General features: G+C 36.4%; 24 protein-coding genes and 1 tRNA gene. 10 read left to right on the top strand and 15 right to left on the bottom strand.

The features are described 5' to 3' along the window. Positions 1 to 16: 16 nt before the first annotated feature. The gene (gene lpxB, locus AC59HC_RS08140; RefSeq protein ID WP_496558412.1) at positions 17 to 1,120 is read right to left on the bottom strand and encodes a lipid-A-disaccharide synthase; all 1,104 of its coding nucleotides are present in this window, start codon (positions 1,118 to 1,120) and stop codon (positions 17 to 19) included. A 78-nt stretch (positions 1,121 to 1,198) separates the two neighbouring features. Here lpxB and AC59HC_RS08135 point away from each other — a divergent pair, with 78 nt between their 5' ends. Together AC59HC_RS08135 and AC59HC_RS08130 are read left to right on the top strand one after the other, a co-directional pair. Beyond that, positions 1,199 to 1,708 (top strand): DUF2480 family protein, encoded by a 510-nt coding sequence (locus tag AC59HC_RS08135; protein WP_202841509.1) that lies wholly within the window; start codon positions 1,199 to 1,201, stop codon positions 1,706 to 1,708. Between the two features lie 109 nt (positions 1,709 to 1,817). Continuing rightward, positions 1,818 to 2,477, top strand: a complete 660-nt coding sequence (locus tag AC59HC_RS08130) for a DUF937 domain-containing protein (protein WP_202841511.1) — start codon at positions 1,818 to 1,820, stop codon at positions 2,475 to 2,477. 57 nt (positions 2,478 to 2,534) lie between these two features. Here AC59HC_RS08130 and AC59HC_RS08125 read toward each other — a convergent pair whose 3' ends face one another. Both AC59HC_RS08125 and AC59HC_RS08120 read right to left on the bottom strand, forming a co-directional pair. After that, positions 2,535 to 2,654 carry a 30S ribosomal protein THX gene (locus AC59HC_RS08125; RefSeq protein ID WP_065119703.1) on the bottom strand — a complete coding sequence of 40 codons (120 nt, stop codon included), beginning with the start codon at positions 2,652 to 2,654 and terminating at the stop codon, positions 2,535 to 2,537. 120 nt (positions 2,655 to 2,774) lie between these two features. Beyond that, positions 2,775 to 4,169, bottom strand: coding sequence for an MATE family efflux transporter (locus tag AC59HC_RS08120; protein ID WP_202841513.1), 1,395 nt, complete (start codon positions 4,167 to 4,169; stop codon positions 2,775 to 2,777). Positions 4,170 to 4,281: 112 nt separating this feature from the next. Here AC59HC_RS08120 and AC59HC_RS08115 point away from each other — a divergent pair, with 112 nt between their 5' ends. The 3 genes from AC59HC_RS08115 (at position 4,282) to AC59HC_RS08105 (ending at position 7,103) form a co-directional block, all read left to right on the top strand. Continuing rightward, positions 4,282 to 4,644, top strand: a complete 363-nt coding sequence (locus tag AC59HC_RS08115) for an ankyrin repeat domain-containing protein (RefSeq protein ID WP_202841515.1) — start codon at positions 4,282 to 4,284, stop codon at positions 4,642 to 4,644. A 136-nt stretch (positions 4,645 to 4,780) separates the two neighbouring features. After that, positions 4,781 to 6,535 (top strand): aspartate--tRNA ligase, encoded by a 1,755-nt coding sequence (gene aspS, locus AC59HC_RS08110; RefSeq protein WP_202841517.1) that lies wholly within the window; start codon positions 4,781 to 4,783, stop codon positions 6,533 to 6,535. 34 nt (positions 6,536 to 6,569) lie between these two features. Continuing rightward, entirely contained in the window at positions 6,570 to 7,103 is a 534-nt protein-coding gene (locus AC59HC_RS08105; protein WP_496558411.1) for a hypothetical protein, read from the top strand. Positions 7,104 to 7,115: 12 nt separating this feature from the next. Here AC59HC_RS08105 and AC59HC_RS08100 read toward each other — a convergent pair whose 3' ends face one another. Beyond that, positions 7,116 to 8,387, bottom strand: coding sequence for an adenylosuccinate synthase (locus AC59HC_RS08100; protein WP_496558410.1), 1,272 nt, complete (start codon positions 8,385 to 8,387; stop codon positions 7,116 to 7,118). 171 nt (positions 8,388 to 8,558) lie between these two features. Continuing rightward, a complete protein-coding gene (locus tag AC59HC_RS08095) occupies positions 8,559 to 9,128 on the bottom strand; it encodes a Crp/Fnr family transcriptional regulator (protein ID WP_227944166.1) in 570 nt (189 codons plus the stop codon). Positions 9,129 to 9,274: 146 nt separating this feature from the next. Between AC59HC_RS08095 and ku the strand changes: the two genes are divergently transcribed. From ku to ligD, 3 genes are all read left to right on the top strand, one after another. After that, a complete protein-coding gene (gene ku, locus AC59HC_RS08090; RefSeq protein WP_496558409.1) occupies positions 9,275 to 10,060 on the top strand; it encodes a non-homologous end joining protein Ku in 786 nt (261 codons plus the stop codon). Continuing rightward, complete coding sequence (locus tag AC59HC_RS08085) at positions 10,060 to 10,665, top strand: DNA polymerase ligase N-terminal domain-containing protein (protein ID WP_496558408.1); 606 nt, start codon at positions 10,060 to 10,062, stop codon at positions 10,663 to 10,665. Before ku ends, AC59HC_RS08085 begins: the two co-directional genes overlap by 1 nt. A gap of 71 nt (positions 10,666 to 10,736) precedes the next feature. Continuing rightward, complete coding sequence (gene ligD, locus AC59HC_RS08080) at positions 10,737 to 12,602, top strand: DNA ligase D (protein ID WP_411413366.1); 1,866 nt, start codon at positions 10,737 to 10,739, stop codon at positions 12,600 to 12,602. Positions 12,603 to 12,634: 32 nt separating this feature from the next. On the opposite strand, the gene AC59HC_RS08075 is transcribed toward ligD, so the two are convergent. The 6 genes from AC59HC_RS08075 to AC59HC_RS08050 form a co-directional block, all read right to left on the bottom strand. Further along, entirely contained in the window at positions 12,635 to 14,170 is a 1,536-nt protein-coding gene (locus AC59HC_RS08075) for a T9SS type A sorting domain-containing protein (RefSeq protein ID WP_343642805.1), read from the bottom strand. A 150-nt stretch (positions 14,171 to 14,320) separates the two neighbouring features. Then, a complete protein-coding gene (locus AC59HC_RS08070; RefSeq protein ID WP_202841532.1) occupies positions 14,321 to 15,166 on the bottom strand; it encodes a mechanosensitive ion channel family protein in 846 nt (281 codons plus the stop codon). Between the two features lie 280 nt (positions 15,167 to 15,446). Beyond that, on the bottom strand, positions 15,447 to 16,181 hold the full coding sequence (locus AC59HC_RS08065) for an SDR family NAD(P)-dependent oxidoreductase (RefSeq protein ID WP_202841535.1): 735 nt from the start codon (positions 16,179 to 16,181) through the stop codon (positions 15,447 to 15,449). Positions 16,182 to 16,364: 183 nt separating this feature from the next. Beyond that, positions 16,365 to 16,724 (bottom strand): preprotein translocase subunit YajC, encoded by a 360-nt coding sequence (yajC, locus tag AC59HC_RS08060; protein ID WP_202841537.1) that lies wholly within the window; start codon positions 16,722 to 16,724, stop codon positions 16,365 to 16,367. Positions 16,725 to 16,734: 10 nt separating this feature from the next. Beyond that, positions 16,735 to 17,241, bottom strand: a complete 507-nt coding sequence (locus AC59HC_RS08055; RefSeq protein WP_429812457.1) for a DUF1573 domain-containing protein — start codon at positions 17,239 to 17,241, stop codon at positions 16,735 to 16,737. A 1-nt stretch (position 17,242) separates the two neighbouring features. Next, positions 17,243 to 18,148 (bottom strand): transcription antitermination protein NusB, encoded by a 906-nt coding sequence (locus tag AC59HC_RS08050; protein ID WP_110008282.1) that lies wholly within the window; start codon positions 18,146 to 18,148, stop codon positions 17,243 to 17,245. 90 nt (positions 18,149 to 18,238) lie between these two features. Between AC59HC_RS08050 and AC59HC_RS08045 the strand changes: the two genes are divergently transcribed. After that, positions 18,239 to 19,900 carry an ABC transporter ATP-binding protein gene (locus AC59HC_RS08045; protein WP_202841539.1) on the top strand — a complete coding sequence of 554 codons (1,662 nt, stop codon included), beginning with the start codon at positions 18,239 to 18,241 and terminating at the stop codon, positions 19,898 to 19,900. A 99-nt stretch (positions 19,901 to 19,999) separates the two neighbouring features. Then, positions 20,000 to 20,335 (top strand): DUF3276 family protein, encoded by a 336-nt coding sequence (locus AC59HC_RS08040; protein WP_027375472.1) that lies wholly within the window; start codon positions 20,000 to 20,002, stop codon positions 20,333 to 20,335. 184 nt (positions 20,336 to 20,519) lie between these two features. Here the strand turns inward: AC59HC_RS08040 and AC59HC_RS08035 are convergent, their stop codons facing one another. The 4 genes from AC59HC_RS08035 to AC59HC_RS08020 form a co-directional block, all read right to left on the bottom strand. Then, positions 20,520 to 22,190: a right-handed parallel beta-helix repeat-containing protein gene (locus tag AC59HC_RS08035; protein WP_496558407.1), complete on the bottom strand. Its 1,671-nt coding sequence runs from the start codon at positions 22,188 to 22,190 to the stop codon at positions 20,520 to 20,522. A 152-nt stretch (positions 22,191 to 22,342) separates the two neighbouring features. Beyond that, positions 22,343 to 22,418: transfer RNA gene (locus tag AC59HC_RS08030), tRNA-His, on the bottom strand. Between the two features lie 35 nt (positions 22,419 to 22,453). Further along, the gene (gene bshB1, locus AC59HC_RS08025; protein WP_062675760.1) at positions 22,454 to 23,173 is read right to left on the bottom strand and encodes a bacillithiol biosynthesis deacetylase BshB1; all 720 of its coding nucleotides are present in this window, start codon (positions 23,171 to 23,173) and stop codon (positions 22,454 to 22,456) included. Between the two features lie 82 nt (positions 23,174 to 23,255). Next, entirely contained in the window at positions 23,256 to 24,908 is a 1,653-nt protein-coding gene (locus AC59HC_RS08020) for a tetratricopeptide repeat protein (protein WP_202841542.1), read from the bottom strand. Between the last annotated feature and the right edge of the window lie 17 nt (positions 24,909 to 24,925).

Below are 24,925 nucleotides of genomic sequence, written 5' to 3'. Positions count from 1 at the left end.
AAAGATTTGATAAAGACTATACTTTCAATATCACCTCAGCAGCATGCTCACTTGCACCTTTTCCACCGAGCTTTTCTCTCAGAAGGTTATAGTCATTCAGAACCTGTTCTCTTTTCTCTCCAGCTATGATTTTATTCAGTTCTTCTACCAGATTTTTAGTATTCAGATCATTCTGAATCAATTCTTTTACGACTTCTCTGTCCATAATCAGATTAACCAGAGAAATATAATTGATATTTTTCACTAATCTTTTAGCAATGGCATAAGAAATTTTACTTCCACGATAGCAAACCACTTCAGGGATATTCAGCAAAGCTGTTTCCAGTGTTGCAGTTCCGGAAGTCACAAGAGCCGCCTTCGAGCATCTTAGCAGATCATAAGTTTTATTGGAAACAAAATGAACATTATCATCTACATATTTCTGATAAAATTCTTTTGGTAAACTTGGCGCTCCGGCAATGACAAACTGGTAATTTTTAAAATATGATCTTACGGAAAGCATGATTTCAAGCATTTTTTCCACCTCCTGTTCTCTGGAACCGGGCAGCAATGCTATGATTTCTTTTTCGTTCAATCCATGCTCCGACTTGAATTTTTCAATACTGATTTCCTGCAGATCCGAAATAGCATCCAGCAAAGGATGACCTACAAAATGAGAGTGAACGCCGTGTTTTCTGTAAAAATCTTCTTCAAAAGGAAGAATCACCATCATTTCATCCACATACTTTTTGATAATTTCTACGCGGCCTTCTTTCCACGCCCAAAGCTGTGGAGAAATATAATAAACAACTTTAATTCCCAATTCTTTGGCAAATCTTGCAATTCTCAGATTGAATCCCGGATAATCTACCAGAATGAGGACGTTAGGTCTGTTTTTCTGAATATCCTCTTTACAGAATTTGATATTATTCAGAATAGTACGGAGGTTCATCACCACTTCCAGAAATCCCATAAAAGCAAGATCACGGTAATGCTTCACCAACGTTCCGCCCTGAGCTTTCATCAGGTCGCCACCCCAAAATCTGAATTCCGCTTGGGGATCCTTGTGTTTTAAGGCTTTCATCAGATTGCTTCCATGTAAATCGCCGGAAGCTTCTCCTGCAATAATATAATACTTCATTTCTATAGTAAGGATAGAGAACAAATTAAGACAGATATGATCTTAATTCGTAAATTTGTTCAAAGATAATGATAAAAAATGTCAGAAGAATTTGAAATCCGGAATAAAGTTGCAGAAAGCGGCCTTATTAATTTTGACCTTACCACTTTACTGCCAAAAGGGGAAAGAAAAGGTATAGACCTTAAAGATTTCCTTTTTCAGGAAATGATCCTTAAAGAAAAGGATTTTCGTGAAAAGGTAGATGCTATCGATACGGAACAATATAAAGATACTTATATATACATCTACAATTCTGTAGATACCATTATTCCTCTTTGGGCTTATTTTGTTTTAACTGCAAAACTTACAGATGTAGCCAAGAAAATAGTTTTTGGAAGTCGTGAAGACCTGGAAGTTATTTTAATGCATAATGCCATCCAGACTCATGATTTTGAGGAAATGAGAGGAAAGAGAGTCCTTGTAAAAGGATGTTCAGATAAAGAAATTCCCGAAAATGCTTATATTGAATTGGTAGAACAATTAAAGCCAATGGTAAAATCCCTGATGTTCGGAGAAGCATGTTCTAATGTTCCTATTATCAAAAATTAAAGGCTGCTGAAGCATTCCTTAAACTTTAACAATATTTGTGAGAGCCGGTTATTTTCTGAGGCATATTTTTTGATAACTTTGGTTTACTTAATACTTAATAAACACAAAAATGAGTTTAATTGACCTTCTTACAGGGAACACCGGCAATCAGGTTGCTGAACAGGCTGAGAACAAATTCGGAATCAGCAAAAATCAGGTAATTGCCCTATTAGCCGTTGCTGCACCTCTTATCATTTCTTATCTTAGAAATAAATCTCAGGATGCTAAAGAAGCGGAAGCTTTAAATAATGCTTTAGATAAAGACCATAACGGCAGTATTTTAAATGATGCTTCACAAATTGAGGCAAGACAGGCTGAAGGCGGATCGATCCTTGATCATATCTTTGGCGGGCAAAAAAGTACTGTTGAAAACCAGTTATCACAGAACACAGGAATTTCAATAGACAAAATTGGTCCTATCCTTGCGATGCTGGCACCTGTAGTTATGGGCTATATCGGACAGCAGAAACAACAGAGTAATGTAGGAGCAGGCGGCCTGGGAGATCTTTTAGGAGGAATTCTTGGAAACGCTTCCAATCAGGCTCAAGCCCAGCAGTCTAATCCTTTGAATGACATTCTTGGAAGTGTTTTGGGAGGTGGCGGACAATCTCAATCATCAGGAAATCCCCTGAACGATATACTGGGAAATGTATTGGGTGGTGGAGGAAACCAACAACAAGGCGGCGGCGGACTAGGCAGCATCCTTGGCAATATTTTAGGTGGTAAATAATTAATTTAATTTTCATAAAAAAGACCGGAGATATGATCTTCGGTCTTTTTATTTTGATTACTTTTTAGATTTTTCTTCAGAAGCGGCAAAAGATTTTGAGGCTTTTTTAGGTCTTCTTTTACCATAACTTCCGGAATTAATTTTTCCTCTTCTTGATTTTTTGTCTCCTTTTCCCATAGTATTATGTATTTGTTGTCCTACGAATTTAGAAAATACAATACTAAAATCCAATTAATGAAGCTGTTAAAGTTTTATAAATTAGGGAGGAAAGCTGGAGAATTCCATCACCCACGCTTTCTACACTTTTATTGTCTTCCATTTTCCTTTTTTAAATAAGATAAAGGCAACAATGGTAATCAATGTTTCTGCGGCTGGAATTGATATAAAAACTCCTTTGGGTCCCAAGTCAAGATATTTTGATAAAAAATAGGCCAGCGGAATCTGAAACAGCCAGAAACCAAAAAGATTAACCCAGGTAGGTGTCCATGTATCACCAGCTCCATTAAAGGCATTGATCATCACCATCCCGATTCCATAGAAAATAAACCCTATACTCATAATCTGAAGTGCATTTTTAGCAAAATCTTTAATGGCAGTTTCCTGAGTAAAAAAGCCTACTAAAAAATTCCCCATAAAAAGAAAGATCAGACTTACAATCAGCATAAAGATGACATTATATTTCACGGTTTTCATCACCGACTGTTCCGCTCTCAACATTTCATTCGCTCCCATATTCTGCCCTACCAATGTAGACGCAGCATTACTCAATCCCCAGGCTGGAAGCATAAAGAACATCATCAGTCTTAAAGCGGTCTGATAGCCTGCCGATGCATTCTCTCCTCCTGTAGTTGCTACCAGTTCTGCAAGGAAAATCCAGCTGCAAGAAGCAATGACAAACTGAAAAATACCGGGAGTTGCAATTTTTATAATAGATTTGATTAATCCGTAATTCGGTTTAAAATAAGAAATCAGAATACGGATCTGAGTATCCGCAACCAAAAGATGGTACAGCTGATAAATTACACCAATACTACGTCCGATTGTTGTTGCCAAAGCAGCTCCCGTAAGCCCCAAAGCAGGTACAGGCCCCAATCCCTTTATCAGAATCGGACAGAGAATAATATTGGCAATATTGGCTATCCATAAGCTTTTCATCGCAATCATCGCGTTTCCGGCTCCTCTGAAAATACCATTAATTAAAAATAAAAGCATAATGATTGTACTGCTTCCCATCATAATTCTGGTGAAATTTTTTCCATAAGCGGCAGCTTCTGGTTTTGAACCCATCAGGATCAGGATTTCTTCTGCGTAGAGGACTCCCAGTAAGCTTAAAATAAAAGTAACCGTAAAAGAAACCAGCAACACCTGCGCAGCACTTCTGGAAGCCTGTTCCGGGTTTTTCTCACCAATTCGTCTTGCTACCAATGCTGTTGCCGCCATACTCATCCCAATCGCAATAGAATACATTATCGAAAGTACAGATTCGGTAAGCCCTACAGTTTGAATAGCAAAACCGCTTTCTTTCAGATGGCCGACAAAATAAAGATCCACAAGAGCAAATACGGATTCCATTGCCATTTCCAGCATCATGGGAATGGCTAAAAGCAGCACAGCACTTCTGATATTCACTTTCGTAAAATCGGTCTCTTCACCACTGAATGCTTTTTTCAAAAATTCAATATATTTTGTCATTTCGCAATTAATATTTTGTGTAATCCCAAAAATACAAATCCAATTATTAGAAAAACTTAGCAATTGGTAATAAAATTTAATTTAGATTTGTATATTCTTAAAAATTATTCTTATGAAAAAAATAATCTCTACTACCTTTCTATTTGGAATGTTACTGTCTGGCAGTATGTTATCTGCCCAGAAGATGACTCAGGAAAAGATGAAAGCCATTTATTCTGATGATATATCAACATTTAAAAAACAGTTTGCTCCGGGAGATTACAACAAATGTTTCCTTGTTGGAAATATACTTTATTCACCTCTTGGTTTCAGTGTAATGTCCGACAGAAAAAACATTATCAACTTCCTTTTGGACAGCAAGGCTAATGTCAATAAAAAATGTCAGAACAAAACGCCTCTTGAAGTAGCTGATGAGACTAAAGGCAGCGAAGAAGTGAAAAGAATTCTTATTGCAAAAGGCGGTAATAGAGATTAAAAAACTAAAAACAATAGATGAAACTTCCGAAAGGAAGTTTTTTTTATTTATAAAACCTGCAAAAATCTTATCTTTGCCAACGAAAAATTCAAGGTCCGGAACTGGACCTTAAACATTGAACTTTAAACAAATAATTATGTTTCGATCACACACCAACGGAGAGCTATCTCTGAAAAATCTGAATGAAGAAGTTACACTATCAGGATGGGTACAGACTATCCGTGATAAAGGATTTATGATTTGGGTAGATCTTCGGGATCGTTACGGAATTACCCAGCTGGTTTTTGACCAGGAGCGTTCTTCTGCACAATTGATGGAAGAAGCTAAAAAACTGGGCCGTGAATTTGTGATTCAGGCTACCGGAAGAGTTATTGAAAGAGTAAGCAAAAACCCTAATATTCCAACAGGGGAAATCGAAATTCTGGTAGAGAAACTGACAATTCTGAACGATTCTCAGCTTCCTCCCTTCACCATTGAGGATGAAACGGATGGTGGTGAGGAGTTAAGAATGAAATACCGTTACCTGGATATCAGAAGAAATCCGGTAAAAGATAAACTGATCTTCCGCCACAAAATGGCACAGAAAGTAAGAAATTATTTATCTGACGAAGGTTTCATTGAAGTGGAAACACCTGTTTTGATCAAGTCTACTCCAGAGGGAGCAAGAGATTTTGTTGTACCAAGCAGAATGAATCCGGGGCAGTTTTATGCATTGCCACAGTCTCCACAAACTTTCAAACAGCTTTTGATGGTAGGTGGAATGGATAAATACTTCCAGATTGTAAAATGTTTCCGTGATGAGGATTTAAGAGCAGACAGACAGCCGGAGTTTACACAGATCGACTGCGAAATGGCTTTCGTAGAGCAGGAAGATGTCATGAACGTATTTGAAGGGATGACTAAAACTCTTTTAAAAGATATTACAGGTCAGGAATTCGGAGATTTCCCAAGAATGACTTTCGCAGATGCGATGAGAAAATATGGAAATGACAAACCGGATATCCGTTTCGGAATGGAGTTCGTAGAATTGAATGAACTGGTAAAAGGAAAAGACTTTAAGATATTTGATGATGCTGAATTAGTAGTCGGAATCAATGTAGAGGGTTGTGCAGACTATACAAGAAAGCAGATTGATGAACTTGTTGATTGGGTAAAACGTCCGCAGATTGGTGCTTCAGGAATGGTTTGGGCAAAATTCCAGAATGACGGAGTAAAAACCTCATCGGTAAACAAATTCTACAACGAAGAAGATTTAACAAAGATCATCGAAAAATTCGGAGCAAAAGAAGGTGACTTGATGTTGATTCTTTCCGGAAACGAAAATAAAGTAAGAGCTCAGCTTTCTGCATTAAGAATGGAACTTGGAAACCGTTTGGGATTAAGAAAAGGAAATGAGTTTGCTCCACTTTGGGTAGTAGACTTTCCGCTATTGGAATGGGATGAAGATACCGAAAGATACCATGCAATGCACCACCCGTTCACCTCTCCGAAGCCAGAGGATATCCACTTACTGGAAACTGATCCTGGTAAAGCAAGAGCCAACGCTTATGATATGGTTCTGAACGGAAACGAAATCGGTGGAGGATCTATCAGAATTTTTGACAGAGATCTTCAGTCTAAAATGTTTGATTTATTAGGATTTACCAGAGAAGAAGCAGAAGCTCAATTCGGATTCCTTATGAATGCCTTCAAATACGGAGCACCACCACACGGAGGTTTAGCATTCGGATTTGACCGTCTGGTAGCAATTCTTGACGGAAACGAAGTCATCAGAGATTATATCGCATTCCCTAAGAACAATTCAGGACGAGATGTAATGATCGACGCACCTGCTTCTATTGCAGATGCACAGCTCGACGAACTGGAATTACAATTGAACTTAAAAGCATAAATGTAAAGCGGGATTTTCATCCCGCTTTTTTACTATGAAAACTTTCATTCAACTACTTTCTTTAATTAACTATGTATCAATTTTGGGGTTTGTAATATCTATGATACTAATACTATTAAAAAAAGTAATATACTATCCTTCCAATATAATCAGGCAAGCAAAAGAAAAATCTTCGAAATACCGATCTATAGCTGGATTATGCATTTTTGTAAGCATTGCTTGTACTCTAGGTAGTAAAGAACTTATAAAACATGATTTCCAAAAAAAGCTGAAAGAAAATAGGATTATCCAGGTGGAAATCAACGGGTTTACCTTCGCTCAGGAAGATGCTGCTGATATTTTTACAAAATTTGAAGGTGATCCCGGACGTTTTCATTGTGAATCTTATTTAGGATATATTACTTTTGAAAATAATGAGTTTATTCCTATTGAAGTTATTCAACATTGTTATGAGGAAAACAAATACATTATCATCTCTAAGAAATATTCAACAGATACTACAATTGGCGTTATCACAACTTCCAAATTCAATTATATAAAAAATAGAGCTTCTACAGATCAACAATAATCTTAAGGGAAATTATTGCATTTTCAACATCTGCTCCCTTCCCGGCCCTGTCGACAGATAGCCTACAGGAATTCCCAATTCTGCTTCCAGAAATGACAGAAATTCAATCACTTCCTTTGGCAGCTCCGAAGGGCTTTTCATTGCAGAAAAATCAGTATCCCAGCCATTCATCCACTTCAATACAGGTTTTCCATTTTCAGGAAGTAAACCTGAAACATCCACTGTTTTTCCATCTTCCAGTTCATAATGGGTACAGACTGCTACAGATTTTAATCCACTCAAAACATCCGCTTTTGTCAGAACCAGCTGAGTAACCCCGTTGATCATTACCGCATATTTTAAAGCAGGTAAATCCAGCCATCCGGTTCTTCTCGGACGTCCTGTATTGGAACCAAATTCATTTCCTTTCATTCTGAGATCATCTCCAAACTCATCTAAAAGCTCCGTTGGAAATATACCATTTCCCACACGCGTACAATACGCTTTCGCTATCCCGTAAATTTCACCGATCTTTTTCGGTGAAACACCTAGACCGCTACTCGCGCCTGATGCTGTCGTTGAGGAAGACGTTACATAAGGATAAGTACCATGATCAATATCCAGCATCGCCGCCTGAGATCCTTCTGCCAATACCTTTTTACCTTCAGATAAAGCTTTGTTGATATAAATTTCAGTTTCTGTACAATTGAATTTTTTAAGGAATTCCACCGCATCAAAAAACTCTTTACTGATTTCTTCTAAAGCAGGCAAAACAATCATTCCTCCTTCTTCAAGCATCCTGTAATCTCTATTCAGAATATGCTGCGCCCTGCTTTGAAAATCTGGTAAAAATATATCTCCTGCTCTCAGGTTTTGTCTTAATATTTTGTTTGAATATGCCTGGGCAATTCCATTTTTTGTAGTTCCGATAGTGGTATACTCAGGACTTTGTTCCATGAAAATATCCAGAAGCTTATGCGTTGGCATTACCAGGTGTGCTTTTTTGGAAATAATGATATTGTTTTCCGGCTGAATGGTTTTATCAAATACCTGAAGATTCAGAATTTCTTTTTTAAAACTTACAGGATCAATAACAGTTCCCGTGCCGATCACATTCTGTACTCCTTTCATAAAGATTCCCGAAGGAATCATTTTAAGCGTTATTCTGCGCCCGTTTCTTTCAATGCTGTGCCCAGCATTAGATCCGCCATTAAAACGAGCTGTAATGTCGTAATTTTCACTGATCAGATCAATGAACTTTCCCTTTCCTTCATCTCCCCATTGTAGTCCTAATACAATATCCATATTCGTACTTTAAATTTTATGAAGCAAAGCTATGGCAGTCAGCAGGAAAGACCATTGTCATTTGACAAAAAGAGATTGATGAGATGTTTGCAGTTTGAAAAATCGACAAACTCTATTGCCCCTGCACACTCATTAAGATCATCTATCAATTATCATTTATCAATAATAATTCTAGACAATATTTCTCCTGATCCTGCTCAGTGAAGACGGCGTAACACCAAGGTAAGAAGCCAGCATAGATTGAGGAACTCTGTTGGCAAGGCCGGGATAATGATTTAAAAAATGAATGTACCGTGATTTCGCATCCTGATTAAGCATGATACTGGCGACCTTCAGTTTATTTTCCACTACAAAAGCATGGATTCTTGCAAACAAAACAGGCCATACCGCAATTTTCTCTTCCAGAATTTTAAAATGTTCACGGTCAATGACCAGCAATACAGCATCGGTAATCGCTTCAATATCTTCATGCGCGGGCAGTTGATCCGTAAAGCCCTGAAAGTCCCCAATAAATCGCCCTTCATAAATAAAATACCGTGTGAAATCGTCACCTTGCTTGTTGTAATACAAAGACCGGAAAACCCCTTCTTTCACAAAGGCAATTCTCTGACTTACTTTCCCGGCTTCTATAAAAGGCTCTCCTTTTTTTACTGTCATTTCCTGAATTCCTTCAGCAATCAGCAGCTCGTCCTGAGGATTCAGTGTTCCGAATTTTTTGATATAAGTAAAAAGCTCTTCCATATTTTGATATCACCACGGATTGCGGAAATATAAAGATATAAAAGTCGGAGATAAAAACAATTGTCATTTGGCAACAAAGTCCATGAAAGGTACCACATGGGCTTCTGTCGGCATATTAATTGCTTGATTTTTAAAAACGTAAGACAATGAAAGCAATTTGGAACGGCGCAATTGGCTTCGGATTAGTCAACATTCCTGTAAAAATTTATTCCGCAACGGAAACCACAAAACTGGATCTCGATATGCTCGACAAATCTGATTTTTCAAACATCCGGTTCAAGCGAGTAAATGAAAATACAGGAAAAGAAGTAAAATGGGAAAACATTGTTAAAGGTTATCTCATAGACGACAAATATATCGTTCTTGATGAAGAAGATTACGAGGCTGCAAGCCCGGAAAAAACAAAAATCCTTTCTATTGACCAGTTTGTAAAGGAAGTAGAGGTAGACAGTATGTATTTTGAGACTCCGTATTATCTGGAACCTCAGAAAAATGGTGAAAATGCCTACAGACTTTTATTAAAAGCTCTTGAAAAAACAGCCATGGTAGGAATAGGAACTTTTGTACTCCGCGAAAGCGCCGCTATTGGGATGATCCGTCCTTACAATGACGACATACTGGTCCTTAACCGCCTGAGATTTGATCAGGAAATAAGAGACTATTCAGATTTAAAAATTCCTGCCCAAAAAGCTCCGAAACCTGCAGAACTGAAAATGGCTGTCAGCCTGATTGAACAGCTTTCTCAGGAATTTGATCCCGCAATGTATAAAGATACCTATTCTGATGAGCTGATGAAGATCATCAAGCAGAAAGCAAAAGGCAAAAACGTAAAAGCCCAAAAAGCGCAGCCTGCTAAGGAAGGTAAAGTGATTGACCTTATGGCGCAGTTAAAAGCCAGCCTGAATACCTCTAAATCCAAATCCGCATCGTAATGGCTCTCAAAGATTATCATAACAAAAGAAAGTTCGATGAAACCAGTGAACCTAAAGGAAAAACAAAGAAAAGCAAAGACAAACTGATTTTTGTGATTCAGAGGCATGCAGCCTCCAGACTTCATTATGACTTCCGGCTTGAAATGGAAGGTGTACTGAAGAGCTGGGCTGTTCCGAAAGGCCCGTCTTTAGACCCAAAAGACAAACGTCTTGCCATGATGGTAGAAGATCATCCTTATGATTATAAAGATTTTGAAGGAAACATCCCGGAAGGAAATTATGGTGCCGGACAAGTGGAAGTGTGGGACAGCGGAACCTATGAACCTTTGGAGGAGAATTCAAAACTTTCTGATGAAAAAGAACTTCTGAAGGAACTCCATGCCGGTTCTTTAAAATTTATTTTGCATGGCAAAAAGCTGAAAGGTGAATTTGCTCTGGTTAAAATGAAAAATAATGATGACAACTCATGGTTGCTTATTAAACATAAGGATGAATTTGCAGAAAGTCCTTACGATGCTGAAGAAAACACTTCACCAAAATCTTTGGTCACCCAATTTTTAGAGGAAAAAAAAAACCTAAAAATAAAAGAAAAAAAGAAGTCGTAACTTCTGAAAAATCTTTCAGAAACTTCAATTCTTTGACAAATGAAAAAAAGCTTAAGTCTTTCATTAAACCAATGCTGGCTAAACTTTCAGAGGAAGCCTTCAATGATAAAGACTGGATCTTTGAAATAAAATGGGATGGCTACAGAGCTATTGCAGATCTCAGCCATGATACTTCGCTTTTCTATTCCCGGAATGGAATTTCCTTTTTATCAAAATTTGACAAAATTGCTCAGGATTTCGAACAACAAAAACATCGTATGATCCTGGATGGCGAAGTTGTGGTCTATAACGAACAGGGAAGGCCCGATTTTCAGCTTTTGCAACAAATCGGTGATAACCCTGGTGCCGCCCTTGCCTATCAGGTTTTTGATATTCTATGGCTCAATGGCCATTCTACAGAAGATCTTCCTTTAATTCAACGAAAAGAACTTTTAAAAGAAGCTCTGACAGAAACCGAACGGATCAAGTATTGTGATCATATTCCTGAAAAGGGCATTGAGTTTTTTGCGCAAATGAAAGAAATGGAACTGGAAGGGATGATCGCAAAAAGGGCAGACAGCCTGTATGTTGAAAATCACAGAACTACCGATTGGCTTAAAATCAAGTTTTCCAATACAGAAGAGGTCATTATTTGTGGTTTTACGGAACCCAGAGGATCCCGGGAAAGCTTCGGAGCGTTGATATTAGGAAAATTTATCGATGGGCAGCTTACTTACTGTGGTCATACAGGAACAGGTTTCAATACGGCTTCTTTGAAAGAAGTGTATGAGAGACTTCAGAAAATAATTGTAAAGTCAGCTCCATTCGAAACAGCTCCGAAGACCAATATGCCGGTAACGTGGGTAAAACCTGAGCTGGTATGTGAAATCAAATATTCTGAAATTACCAAGGATGGAATCTTCAGACATCCGGTTTTTATCACAATCAGGGATGACAAAAGCCCGGAAGATACTAAAGATCCATCCTTCACCGAAAAATCTAAAGATATGAATACGAAAGCTTCATCAAAAAAGACAAAGACTTCTGAAAAAGAGATTACCTTAGACAAGCATTCCGTAAAGCTTACCAATCAGGATAAGGTATATTTTCCTGAAGATGGCATTACAAAAGGAGATGTCATTGAATATTATCAGTCTGTAGCACGTTATATTCTCCCTTATTTAAAAAATCGTCCGCTTTCTCTCAACCGCTTTCCCAATGGAATTGAAGAGCAGAGCTTTTATCAGAAAGATGCAGGAGATCATGTTCCTGACTGGATAAAAACCACACAGGTATATTCGGAATCCAATGATAAACATATCGATTATATTTACTGTAATGACAAAGCTACTATGGCTTATCTTAATAATTTAGGCTGCATTGATTTCAATCCATGGAACAGTTCTTTACCAGATCTTGAGCATCCGGATTATCTGGTTTTAGACCTTGACCCTTCTTCAAAAAATACATTTGATGAGGTGATTGAAACGGCACTTCAGGTGAATGAAGTTTTAAAATCAATTAAAATAAAAGGTTACTGCAAAACCTCAGGAAGTACAGGAATTCACATTTATATTCCGATGGGTGGTAAATATGATTTTGACCAGGTAAAAGATTTCGCTCATATCCTCATGAAGCAGGTGAATGATAAACTGCCCAAGATTACCACGCTGGAAAGAAGTCTTCAAAAAAGGGATAACAAAAAAATTTACCTTGATTACCTGCAAAACAGAACAGGGCAGACTCTGGCAAGTGCATACAGTCTGAGACCAAAACCCGGAGCTTCAGTTTCCATGCCTCTGGAATGGGACGAATTGAAACTGGGAATGAAACCTACAGATTTTACTATTAACAATACCCTTGAAAGAATTAAAGAGAAAGGAGATTTGTTTAAACCAGTTTTGGGTAAGGGAATTGATATGATGAAGGCTTTGGAGCTGCTGCAGAATATAGAGTAAAAAAAAGAGACGAGAAAATTCTCGTCTCTTTTTTATTCCTTTATAAATTTGTTGGTTATACTTCCGATTTTCAGATAATATATCCCGTGTTCAAGATTACTAACGTCTATCTTATTATCTTTAATAATTGCTTTCAATATATTTCTTCCACTTGCATCTGTAATTTCTACATTATTATCCTTCATTTTTCTGGAATTAATATTCAGGATATTCTTTACAGGATTAGGATATATACTTACACTTTCATCCTTAATTCTCTCCTCTTTAGCCGTTAATATATTTCCATTATTTAAAACCTTTGTAATAATACCTTTATTCGGCGTCTGATGATTTCCAAAAATCAATATTTTCTGATCAGCCGTCATGATTGCAGATCTCATAAATTCCTTATAATTTAAATCAACATCAACTATTCCGTTATTCCCAAAACCCGAATCTACGGAACCATCCGTATTAAATTTTTTGATAAATTGGTTAAGGTCTGCTGCGTTTCCCGTGGGGCTTGCCATACATACCAAAAATAAATGGTTGCTATTATCTAATAATAAAGTAGGATAAAGGATATTATTGTCAACATAATAATTATTGCTATTATAGTAAGATTCATTAACAATACCATTCGTTCCAAAACTATTGTCCAGATCTCCATTTTGATTTAATTTCATCAACGTGATCAGAGATACTGGTGAAGCAGCAGAAGACGAAACTCCATATATGTAAGTGTTATTATCTTTACCTGTTGCCGTACAGAAATAAGTTGAATAATTTTGAATCGGGGTATAAGATATCGAATTATTATTATAAGTAGTATCTAAAATGCCATCTGCAGAATACCTTGACTTTATAAATTGTCCATCTGTTTTTTGCCCGATTAATAGTAATTTTGAATCATTTTGAAGTACCAGGCGTCCTAAATTTGCTTCCTGCAGCACAAGACCATTATTTCCAAACGTGGTATCAATAGAACCATTTTCATTAAGGCGGAGAACGGCTAATTTTGATAACTGGTTATCTACTACTGTTGTGCACAGCAAAATTTTGTTATTACTAGTTAAAATTACATTATGAAAATTAAAAGGGCCAGACAGTCCAAGGGTGTCAAAAAATGAGTTAAATACAGAATTAGCAACCACTCCATTAGTACCAAACCCTATATCATAAGTTCCGTTTTCATTCAACCGGATTAACTTATTGCCCAAAATATCACCAAGGATAATTTTTTGATCAGGCTGAATACACATTTTAATCAAACGGGAAATCGGGTTGGAAGAAACTGGCGGAATAAATACTGTATTGAAACTGTTATCTATAGTACCATCAGCATTCAGCCTTTGAATTACATTGGTAGTAGACTGACTGCTATTGGGTATATTGTAAAAGGTTCCACTTACCATAATTTTCTGCTGTGCAGTAAAAGCTCCGGTTTCATAAATAAATCCGTATGCATTGTTAGGCGTGTATGTATATATTCCATTATTGCCAAAAGAAGGATCTAAAAATTGGCTTTGTGCTGTTACAGATGTTACTGCACTAAAAATTCCTATAAAAAGGAGCAGTTTATTAATCATAGTTAGTAATTTTTTGCAAATATAATGTAATATTTGAGCAGGCAATATTAATCTTAAATATTTGTAGCAACAGCAGTTATTCGCATAACTCAGTAATAAAAACTCCCACATAATATAACGCAGGAGTTTCTTTAAAAAAATTAAATATAATTATTGATTGTAAATATGCACATCCCTTTGAGGAAAAGGAATTCCGATTCCTGCTTTATCGAGAGCTTCTTTACAACCGATGATTAATTCTTCATTCATTGTCCAGAAGTTTTCAGTGGAAGTACTTACTCTTACCGATACATTGACAGCACTGTCTCCAAGCTCTGTTACTACTACCTGGGGCGCAGGTGTTTCAAGAGCATATTGATTATTTTTAATAACTTCCATTAGAATATCCTTGGTCTGCCTAAGATCCGCATCATAAGCAACTCCGATATCCAATGATGTTCTTCTTGTTCCCAGCTGGGTAAAATTGGTAATGCTATTATTTGACACTACCCCATTAGGAATAACAATCAGTTGGTTTTGTGGTGTAACCAGCTTTGTATGAAAAATATCAATAGCCTGTACAGTTCCTGACACACCTGAACTGGTAGAAATAAAATCTCCGATTTTAAAAGGTTTTAATAATAAAATTAAAATTCCACCTGCAAAATTCGTTAAGGATCCCTGTAAGGCTAAACCTACTGCCAGACCTGCGGCACCAATCATGGCAACAAATGCAGAAGTCTGTACTCCAAGCTGTGTTACAACAACAATAAACAAAAGAATATTCAATCCCCAGTTGATAATATTTAAAAGAAAGTGCTGGAGCGAAGCTTCCATGTTTCGTTTTTTGAAAGCTTTTTCAACCAGCTTTTTGATCATTCTGATCATCCATGAGCCAATCAGGTAAATTAATAATGCAGAAATGATTGCAGTAAAAATCCTCGGTGCCCATGAAATTGCTGAAGAAATTAAGGTGTCCCAGTGTTGTTGAATCTTGTTCAATTCTAAATCGTCCATTTTTATACTATGTGTTACTATTTATATCAATATTATATCAATACAGCATTGATATCTTCTGCAGGATTTGAAAAAAGAATTCTACCCTTCCCTACCTGAGCGAAGGTGAATCATATTTATCCTTGAAATAGATTGACAGCAGAAAAAGAATGTTTCAGCTTTATTCAATAATCATTCAGAAACTGAATCTTGCAGGAAGAAATAATTTTTGGGACATAGAATTACAAAAACGATACCGAACTGTCTGCTATTAAAGAAAAATAATATTAATGAAAATTCATTAAGGTAATTTCGCAACCAGGCTTTCCGGCAAAAGTCTAAGAATATGATAAATCATTTTCCATTTAAAATTTGGAACAATGGTAAAAGAGTTTCCTGCACCGACAATAAATTTCGCCACATAATCCGGTTCCATGATCAGGGATTGATTCAGTTCCAATCCTTCATTGATTTTTGTTCTGATATACCCGATAATCAAAGCATTCACGATGATTTTACGGGAAGCTAATTCCTGCCTCAGCCCTGCCAGAAACTGCGTAAATGCAGCCTTGGTACTTCCGTAGACAAAATTGCTTTTTCTCCCTTTTACCCCTGACAAGGATGAAAGACCAATTATTCTTTCCAGGTTCGTATTGCTTTTATCCATTGCAATAATACTCAGAATAGACACACCTCCCATATAATTGACCTCCATCATTTGCTTTGCTCCCTTGAAATCAGTGAGAGCTTGTTGGTTGTCTACTAAAAAACCTGCAGCATAGACTACAATATGAGGCTTTACAGAAAGATTGTAATAAAACTGATGATGAGAACCAAAATCAGCAGCATCAAAATACAAAATAGAAACTTTTGAGCGGTCAAGATTATTTGAATCAACAAAATGATCCAGAGATGTTGTATTTCGGGAAGCAGCAATGACTGTGAATCCTTTTTCAACATATTGTATCATACATTGTTTTGCTACATCTGAATTAGCACCAAGAATAAGAACGGTTTTGTTTGTGTTTTGATTCATGAAGCAAAGATAATTTTTTTATTAAACACTATTCCCACTCATTGCTTTCACAATTGGACCCAAAAGCAGCCAAACATATTAAAAATATGGGAAGTAAATACGACTTATGAGATCAAAATCTTATAAAAAGCTGCGGCGGGTGAACAAAGTTCACCCGCCGCAGCTAAATATTTTCAGACTGAATTATTTCTTTTCTTCAGTGGCTGTCTCTTTTTTGTCATCTGCCTTATCAGCAGATTTTGCTCCAAAGCGCGCTTCTGTCATTTCTCTTGAAACCGCTGCTTTTTCGAATTTCAGTTTTCCGGATAATGTTTCAATAACAAAACCATCATCCTGAACCTGAGCAATTCTTCCATGAAGACCCGATGTAAGAACTACTCTTGTTCCTACTTTAAGGTTTTCCTGAAAGTTTTTCTCCTGCTTTTGCTTTCTCATCTGAGGTCTGATCATCAGGAAATAAAACCCTACGAACATCACACCCATTGCTATCATCATCATTGATGAAGATCCTTGTGGCTGTGCCTGTAAAAATAATGTCAACATATTTTAAATATTATGGTTGAATGTTCGCTGTGAACGTTAATCTGATTGGCGATTTTTCTACGTTTGCAAAAACGTCAGCATACTTCTGAACATTTCCGTCGAAGCTTGAAGAATCAAAGTGCAAAGTAACTTTTCCTTTTTTACCCGGCATGATTGGCTCTTTTGTAAAATCAGGAGCTGTACATCCGCATCCTGGCTTCACTTCAGAAATAATTAATGGATTTTTCCCTGTATTGGTAATTTCATATACATGCTCTACTTTATCTCCTTTTTTGATTTTACCAAAATCAAAGTTGTTTTCAGATAAAGCTACAGAAGTAGATGGTTCGTTGGAAACCGGAGCTGCCGTTTCACCGGTTACAGCTGCTGCTGTAGAATCAGTGGTTACCGGAGCCGCAACAGCTGCAGAATCAGTAGTTGCAGTTTCCGTACTTTGAGTTTCTTTGTTTTCTTTTTTACATGAAACTAACCCAAAGCCTATAATTGACAAGGCGATAATTGATAACGTCTTTTTCATTTTATATTCTATTTTGATCTTTACAATATTTATCTAAAATACCATTGATGAAGATATTGGAACGGTCTGTAGCAAATACTTTCGCAATTTCAATATATTCATTAATGATCACTCTTGAAGGTGTGAAAGCAAAGTTGTCAAGCTCTGCAATAGCTGTAGATAAAATTACTTTATCCATAAGAGAAACTCTTTCCAGATCCCAGTTTTCGAGTCTTTCTTCCAGCTTCTTTTCATTGTTCTCCCAGTTGTTCAGGGTATCTCTCAACAATTTTGCAGCAAATGTTTTATCTTCTTCATCTTTAATCATTTTGATCAAAGTTCTGCTTTCTTCATCTTCTCTCAGGAAACCGATTGTTTTTTGTACCATTGAATTGGCGATATGGATATCATCATACCATGAAAGTTCCTTATCACCTAAATAATCATGAAAATCTTCATTCTCAGCAATATATCTTAAGAATAATTTCCCAATAAATTTCTGATCTTCTTCAAAAGAATATCCTTCTTCTTTCATGAAATCCTGATAACGTTTTCCAGCAGTAATTCTCTGGAAAGTTTTTACCAATAAGTCATCATGCATATCCCATTTCAATTGCTTGTGCTGACCTGTAAAAAATAATCTTTCAGGATTTTCTTCCAGTTTACGCAATACCTGGTTGTTGATGAATTTTTGGTTAGGATTAATATCAGCATCAGTTTTAAGAAATTTATTCTTACCAATTTCGATCTGATTCTCTGCCAAATCTTTCAGACCCACCAAAAAGTTGAGCTGATAGATGTATAGATAATAGATTTTCTCTATCCCGGCAAACATGTTTTTCTCTAAAACATCAAATTTTACAGGATTTTGGTAGTAAGAATACACGGTCTGTACTACTTTTTCACGGATTTGTCGTCTTCCTAACATTCAAAGAGCTTTTTATGGCTGCAAAGATACAAAATTTAAAATTGATGAAATTCGTAGTGTGATGACATTTTTGTAATTTTGTCAAACTATATGAAAGCGCTAAAAACCTTAAACCCTTATTTTTGGAAACACAAAATACTATTGTTTTGGGGGGTACTCTTTATCATTGCCAGTAATTTCTTTAATATATATAAGGTTCAGTTTGTAGGAAAATCTGTTGATGAACTTACAAAAAATGGGAATCTCGGCTTCAACCAACAGGTTTTAATCTATGTTGGAATTATTGTAGGATGTTCTCTTTTAACCGGATTCTTCACTTTTATGATGAGACAGACCATTATTGTTGCGTCAAGGAGAATAGAATATGAACTTAAAAATAAAATCTACAGACATTATCAGGATTTATCTTTAACGGATTATAAACAGACCACCATCGGAGACTTAATGAACAGATTGAGCGAAGATGTTGTTGCAGTAAGAATGTATCTTGGTCCCGGGGTCATGTATGTAGCCAATCTGATTGTCTTAGTATTGATAACGGCGATCTACATGGTAAAAACAGATGCTTCCATGACGATGTGGACTTTACTTCCTCTTCCTATTTTATCGTATGCTATTTATAAGGTAAGTTCAATCATCAATAAAAAGTCAAAAATCATGCAGAAAAGCCAGTCTGCGATTTCAACTTTTGTACAGGACAGCTTTTCCGGAATCCGTGTGGTAAAATTTTTCGCCAGAGAAAAATATATCGAAAAAAACTATGGCATCAAAGTTACTGATTATCAAAACAAAGCCTTGGATCTGGCCAAGACAGAAGCCTATTTCTTCACCATTATTCTTTTCGTTATCGGTTTATTAAACGTAGCCATCATCTGGATTGGAGGTGCCAAATATATTGCCGGAGAATTAAGTATCGGTAAGATTGCTGATTTCTTCATGTATATCAACACCCTGATTTTCCCGTTCTCTATGGTAGGATGGGTAACTTCTGTGAATCAGAGAGCTGAAGCGTCTATGCAGAGGATCAATGAATTCATGGATAAGAAATCGGAGATCATTAATACCAATTTTGAAAACTATCCTATCAAAGGAGATATTGAATTCAGAAACGTTTCTTATGTATATCCAAATACGGGAATCAGGGCACTGGATAATTTAAGTTTTAAAGTAAAAGCCGGAGAGTCATTGGCTATTATGGGTAAAACCGGTAGTGGAAAATCAACAATTGCCTTGCTGTTGTGCAGATTAATAGATCCTACAGAAGGGGAAATTTTAATTGATGGCAAAAACCTGAAGGATCATAATCTGGAGAACTACAGAAACTTTATCGGGTATATTCCTCAGGAAAGTTACTTATTTTCTGATTCTATTGAAAATAATATTGGTTTTGCCATTGATCATCCTTCTCACGAGAAAGTAGTAGAATACTCAAAAATTGCAGATGTTCATAAGAATATTGTAGAGTTTAAAGATCAATATAAAACACTTGTTGGTGAACGCGGAGTAATGCTTTCGGGGGGACAAAAGCAGAGAATTTGTATCGCAAGAGCCTTAATTAAGAACCCCAATATTATCATTTTTGACGATTCTTTGTCTGCTTTAGACACAGAAACTGAGCAGAATATTCTGGAAAATATTGATAGAAAAATCAGCAATGCCACTTCCATAATTATCACACACAGAGAGTCTAGCGCTCAAAAAGCCCATCAAATTATCAACCTTACTGAAATTGCCAATTCTGTAACCGCTTAGCCATTTCATTCTCAATTGTTAAATAAATCATAAAAAAAATTTTGTGATTAAAAGAATTCTTTTATATTTGTTCTTAACAAGATTAAAAAATATCTAACAATGAGTGAATACAAGGAACGCCATGAAAATGAGATTTTCACGAAGGTGTTAAAAGCAGGGAGAAGAACTTATTTCTTTGATGTGCGCGAGACGAAAGCAGGAGATTATTATCTTACAATCACTGAGAGTAAGAAGAATTTCGGAGAGAATGGGGAAGCTACATTCGAGAAGCATAAAATTTACCTTTACAAGGAAGATTTTAAAAGTTTCCAGGAGATGTTTAATGAGTCCACAGATTTCATCATTAATGAAAAGGGTGAGGATGTAATTTCAGAAAAACATGACAAAGACTTCAAAAGCAGATCTTTTACAATTGATTCTGACGACGAAGTTTAAAAAAGAATATCTAAAAACACAAGCATCTGAAAAAGATGCTTTTTTTGTGCTCTGAAATTGTTTAAATATAAAAAAACGGGCTAAAGCCCGTTTCTTTGAATATTATGATTCTATTAGCGCAAACTTAAAGAAAAGACCCCAAAAATTTTGAAAGGCTATCAATAGGTTAAAATTTAGAAATGACTTATTCCTTAATAAATTGTTCTTTTATTATTTTATTTTCTGCGACTATATTTAGGATATAGTTTCCCTTTGGAAATGCTGAAACATTTATTGTTGATTCTTTTGTAGTTTTTATGAGCTGTCCTGTTGAGTTGTAAATTTCAACCTTTAAAATTTTATCAGCAGTTTTTATATGTACAAAATCTTTAGCGGGATTTGGATAAATTTTAAAATCGTGAATTGGTAATTCTGCAACACCAAGGTTTCCCATCAATTCGTAAGCTCCAACATCTGGATTACCCATACGGGCTGTTCCTCTTATATCGTCTGAGGGCGCATCTGTCAGCATTCCGTAATTGACAGCAACGCTATTGGGTAACAAGGACAAACCATCATCTGAAGTTCTTAAAACTCCATCAGCTCCAAAAATATTGGCTTCATCTGTAAAACCAGGATTAGTCTGGAATATATTATTAGGATAACCATATAAAGAATTTTGGTTTGCCAAAGTATAAAATCCCTGCGGCAACTGAAACAGGTTATTATAGAAGTAATTTTCAGCCGGCCAGTCATTATGATTTTTATAATCTGCTCCAGGCTGATTATCCGTACCATTAATATTACCCCAGAATATATTGTTTTTCACATAATTATTTCCCAGATAGGTAAAAAATCCGCCGCCTCTTGTTCCTATATTTTTATAAATGGTGTTATTGATCACTTTATTGCTTCCATAATAAAGAAAAATTCCTCCTCCCATATAGTTTGAAGTATTTTCATAAAGCAGATTATTGACGATGAGATTTGAACCCTTTTCAGTATAAATACCGCCGCCACCATAATAATAGGTATCAATCTGGCTGATCCCGGCTTTATTTTTAGCAATTACATTTTTACTGATTACATTATTTACACCCAAAACCGCATAGATACCTCCACCATCGCCGGTAGCAGTATTATCGTGAATATAGTTATTGGTAATGGTATTGGTTCCTTGAAATACAATCACACCTGCGCCGTCATAAAAAGCTTTATTATTATAAATCTCATTGTTAGAAATGATATTATTACCATTTGAAGTATAAATGCCTCCACCGGAATAGCCGGAGTTCAAATAAATCCTGTTATTGGAAATTGTATTATTTCCATTAATAAAATAGATAGCAGGACCTGCTAATCTCGAAACAATATTTCCGCTTACATTATTATTAACAGTGCCAACAGCAAAACCATTGGAAATGGAAAATCCGTCTAATTTTACTCCAATAGCGCTGGCAATATTCGCTGCAAACAGCACCACATGATAGCAATTATCATTTTTAGTTCCTAAATCTCCCAGGTCGCCGCTTAAGAGCGTTATATTAGTGTTTAAATTCCGGTCTGTTAAAGAAGTTTCTGTTCCATTAAAACCACCGTAGACTGAAATACCATCTTTTAAATAAAACGTCTTATCTCTGATATCTGAAGGAGAAGGATTTCCAAACGGATCTCTGGTAGGAAAATATGTTCCGGCGGCAACCCAGACTTCATCTCCAATCTGACTGCTATTGATTACTTCCTGCAAATCATTGCCTGCTGTAGCCCATGAAGTGTAGGGTGCGCTTCCGGTGGTGGAATTAATATTCACATATCGTACTGTTGAGGAAATTACAATGAAATTGAATATAAAAAGTAAAAAGTAGATCTTTTTCATTACCCGATAATGTTTTATAATTATCGTGCAAATATACTTTTTCTAAGCCAGGATAAAAAAAATAACACACCAAAAAGTGTCATTTCAATACAACTTGATTGTTTTTGGGACATAAAAAAAGCACATTTTCTTTTTGAAAATGTGCTAATTTAGGGTGAATGATGGGTCTCGAACCCACGACCTTCGGAACCACAATCCGACGCTCTAACCAACTGAGCTACAATCACCGTTTTCTGAGTGCAAATATAGGACAATTTCCTCAACTACCAAACAATTCCATCAAAATTTTTCAAAGAAATTAATCTTTCAGACGTAAAGCCCTCAGCATAAGCAACTCCCGATAACCGTCCTAAATCCTGTGCCCGGTACGTTAAGCTTTCATAGAAGTCTTTTGTCGTAATGGGAGTCTCAGGTTCTTTAGAAGTTGGGTCATAAAACTGAGTTTTGTACGCCATACAAGCTTCCAGTTTTTTAGGCAGGTATTCTGAAATGTCAATAACAAATTCCGGTTTAATATCTTTCCACTGAATATAATGAAAAATATGTTTTGGCCTCCACACTTCCTGAGATTCACCTTCCAGTACGGTTTCAATTTTTCTCAGTCCGGACAAAAAGCACGCATCCGACACTAATTTCGCTCCTTTTGCATGATCCGGGTGTCTATCATCAATTGCATTAGCCAAGACGATTTCTGGCCTGTATTTGCGGATCATTTTTACAATCCTCATTTGATATTCTTCGGAATTTACCAAAAATCCATCTTTCATTCCAAGATTCTCTCTTGCGGAAAGCCCAAGGATTTTGGCTGCATCTGCTGCTTCAGTCTTTCTGGTTTCATCTGTACCTCTTGTTCCAAGCTCTCCCCTGGTAAGATCTACAACAACGCATTTTTTTCCTTCAGAAACCATTTTAGCAATAGTTCCGCCACATCCAAGTTCTACATCGTCAGGATGTGCACCAAAAGCAAGTATATCAGTTTTCATAAACTCAAAGATAGGATTTAAAATAAAAACTTCCCAAACATTACGCATGGGAAGTTTTAATATCTATAATTTAAATTTTAAATTACTTGTTGATTTCTGCATTTAATTTTACAGCATCCTGATAAGTAGGGTCTAGCTGTAAAGATTTAGCTACATAATCTTTTGCTTTTGCCATATCAGAATCTTTACTCATATATGCTACTGCAAAGTAAGCGTAAGCAAGAGTCTGTTTGTTAGCTTCCTGATCAGCAGGTTTTACTGTGCTGATGAATTTCTCATAAGCCAATTTTGCTGCTTCATTGTTTCCTGCCTGCTGGTAAGAATACCCCTGGCTGTAATATGCCGGAGCCCAATCAGGAAGAAGTGCTGACATTTTTTGCCATGTAAGAATTGCTCCATTCCAGTTTTTGACATCCTGGTAAGCTGTTGCTAACTTAAATAATGAATCAGAATCCTGGCTGTTGGCAGCAACTTTCTGTTTTAATGCTTCAATTTCAGGAGTAGTAGGTCCTTTGTCAGCTTCTGCCTGAGAAGCTCCACCACCACCTGCGATGTTTGCCAATTCAAGATCCCACTTCATTGTTTCATCCTTAGCAGCTTTTGCAATACCTACTTTTTGCTGAGCTTCAGCCATTAAAGCAGATTTTTTAGCAGCATCTTTTTCATCTTTTGCTAAACCGGCAGCAATAAGTCCCTGTAAACCTTGGTCTGCAGGCAATACTCTTGTTTTCTCTGCCTGAGAAACGAAAGTATCCATATTTTGCTTGGCGTCTGCATAATTTCTATCTGCATATGCATTATAAGCTCTCAATTTGAATTTGATAGGATCATCAATTTTATCAAAAATCTTATCTAATACCATTTTAGAGTTTGCATAATCTTCATTCGTGAAATATAGTTTTGCAATTTCTAATTGAGTATATGGATCTTCATCAGCATATTTTGTATAGTTGATAAGATCTTGAGTAGCCTTTGCATTTTGCTGGTATCTGATATCGTAACCAGCCAATGCTTTGTACGCAGGAGCGTATGTAGGATCTACAGCAATTGCTTTATCAACGCTTTCTTTCGCTTTTTGCCACACTTGAGCAGCCATCCATAAAGTAGCCATTCTCGTGTAAACTGAAGCTTTATTTTTTGCTACAGGTAACGCCTTGTCGTAAGCAGACATGGCTTCTCCCGGAGATCTTTTCAATCTGTAAGCATCTCCTAATGTATAATAATAATGTGCAGGAACACCTTTTTTCTCAGCTTTCTCAATAGCTTTAGTCAAAAACTGGATTGCCAGGTCCGGTGAACTGTTTTTCTCGAATAAAGTTAAAGCTTCTGCTGCTCTGAAAAGAACTTCAGCATCTTTTTCTCTTGAATCAGCAACTACTTTTTGAATTTCAGCAACAGCATTTTTATCGCCTTTACCTAATTTAACAGCAGCTAAACCAATTTTGTTCAGATAGCTTTTACCGTCTGCAGCTAATCCTTTGTTAAAGTTTTCAGTTGCCTTAGCATAATCCGGTTCTCCTTGTCTTAAGAAAGTATTTCCCAAATAGAAGTAGTTTTCAGCTGTAGGCTCTTTAGCGATCATGTCAGTGAAGTTTGTTTTTGCCTGCGCAAATTTATCACTGTCTATACTGTTGATACCATCCTGCAGTGTTTGTGCAGAGGCAAAACCGGTAAAAAATACCACGGCTGCTCCAAAAGCAATCTTCTTTACATTCATATTCATTATATCTTTCATTTTATATTTTCTAATAA

The sequence above is a fragment of the Chryseobacterium sp. DZ-32 genome (assembly GCF_059587025.1).
This window is presented reverse-complemented; position numbering and strand designations above follow the sequence as displayed.

Bases quoted from the DNA above. Each gene is read 5' to 3' on its own strand.
- AC59HC_RS08125 (WP_065119703.1), bottom strand. From the start codon at position 2,654: ATGGGAAAAGGAGACAAAAAATCAAGAAGAGGAAAAATTAATTCCGGA.
- AC59HC_RS08130 (WP_202841511.1), top strand. From the start codon at position 1,818: ATGAGTTTAATTGACCTTCTTACAGGGAACACCGGCAATCAGGTTGCT.
- AC59HC_RS08115 (WP_202841515.1), top strand. From the start codon at position 4,282: ATGAAAAAAATAATCTCTACTACCTTTCTATTTGGAATGTTACTGTCT.
- AC59HC_RS08105 (WP_496558411.1), top strand. From the start codon at position 6,570: ATGAAAACTTTCATTCAACTACTTTCTTTAATTAACTATGTATCAATT.
- AC59HC_RS08040 (WP_027375472.1), top strand. From the start codon at position 20,000: ATGAGTGAATACAAGGAACGCCATGAAAATGAGATTTTCACGAAGGTG.
- aspS (WP_202841517.1), top strand. From the start codon at position 4,781: ATGTTTCGATCACACACCAACGGAGAGCTATCTCTGAAAAATCTGAAT.
- AC59HC_RS08070 (WP_202841532.1), bottom strand. From the start codon at position 15,166: ATGGACGATTTAGAATTGAACAAGATTCAACAACACTGGGACACCTTA.
- AC59HC_RS08135 (WP_202841509.1), top strand. From the start codon at position 1,199: ATGTCAGAAGAATTTGAAATCCGGAATAAAGTTGCAGAAAGCGGCCTT.
- AC59HC_RS08020 (WP_202841542.1), bottom strand. From the start codon at position 24,908: ATGAAAGATATAATGAATATGAATGTAAAGAAGATTGCTTTTGGAGCA.
- AC59HC_RS08085 (WP_496558408.1), top strand. From the start codon at position 10,060: ATGGCTCTCAAAGATTATCATAACAAAAGAAAGTTCGATGAAACCAGT.
- AC59HC_RS08065 (WP_202841535.1), bottom strand. From the start codon at position 16,181: ATGAATCAAAACACAAACAAAACCGTTCTTATTCTTGGTGCTAATTCA.
- ligD (WP_411413366.1), top strand. From the start codon at position 10,737: ATGCTGGCTAAACTTTCAGAGGAAGCCTTCAATGATAAAGACTGGATC.
- bshB1 (WP_062675760.1), bottom strand. From the start codon at position 23,173: ATGAAAACTGATATACTTGCTTTTGGTGCACATCCTGACGATGTAGAA.
- AC59HC_RS08100 (WP_496558410.1), bottom strand. From the start codon at position 8,387: ATGGATATTGTATTAGGACTACAATGGGGAGATGAAGGAAAGGGAAAG.
- AC59HC_RS08055 (WP_429812457.1), bottom strand. From the start codon at position 17,241: ATGAAAAAGACGTTATCAATTATCGCCTTGTCAATTATAGGCTTTGGG.
- AC59HC_RS08035 (WP_496558407.1), bottom strand. From the start codon at position 22,190: ATGAAAAAGATCTACTTTTTACTTTTTATATTCAATTTCATTGTAATT.
- AC59HC_RS08075 (WP_343642805.1), bottom strand. From the start codon at position 14,170: ATGATTAATAAACTGCTCCTTTTTATAGGAATTTTTAGTGCAGTAACA.
- AC59HC_RS08050 (WP_110008282.1), bottom strand. From the start codon at position 18,148: ATGTTAGGAAGACGACAAATCCGTGAAAAAGTAGTACAGACCGTGTAT.
- AC59HC_RS08095 (WP_227944166.1), bottom strand. From the start codon at position 9,128: ATGGAAGAGCTTTTTACTTATATCAAAAAATTCGGAACACTGAATCCT.
- ku (WP_496558409.1), top strand. From the start codon at position 9,275: ATGAAAGCAATTTGGAACGGCGCAATTGGCTTCGGATTAGTCAACATT.
- AC59HC_RS08120 (WP_202841513.1), bottom strand. From the start codon at position 4,169: ATGACAAAATATATTGAATTTTTGAAAAAAGCATTCAGTGGTGAAGAG.
- yajC (WP_202841537.1), bottom strand. From the start codon at position 16,724: ATGTTGACATTATTTTTACAGGCACAGCCACAAGGATCTTCATCAATG.
- AC59HC_RS08045 (WP_202841539.1), top strand. From the start codon at position 18,239: ATGAAAGCGCTAAAAACCTTAAACCCTTATTTTTGGAAACACAAAATA.
- lpxB (WP_496558412.1), bottom strand. From the start codon at position 1,120: ATGAAGTATTATATTATTGCAGGAGAAGCTTCCGGCGATTTACATGGA.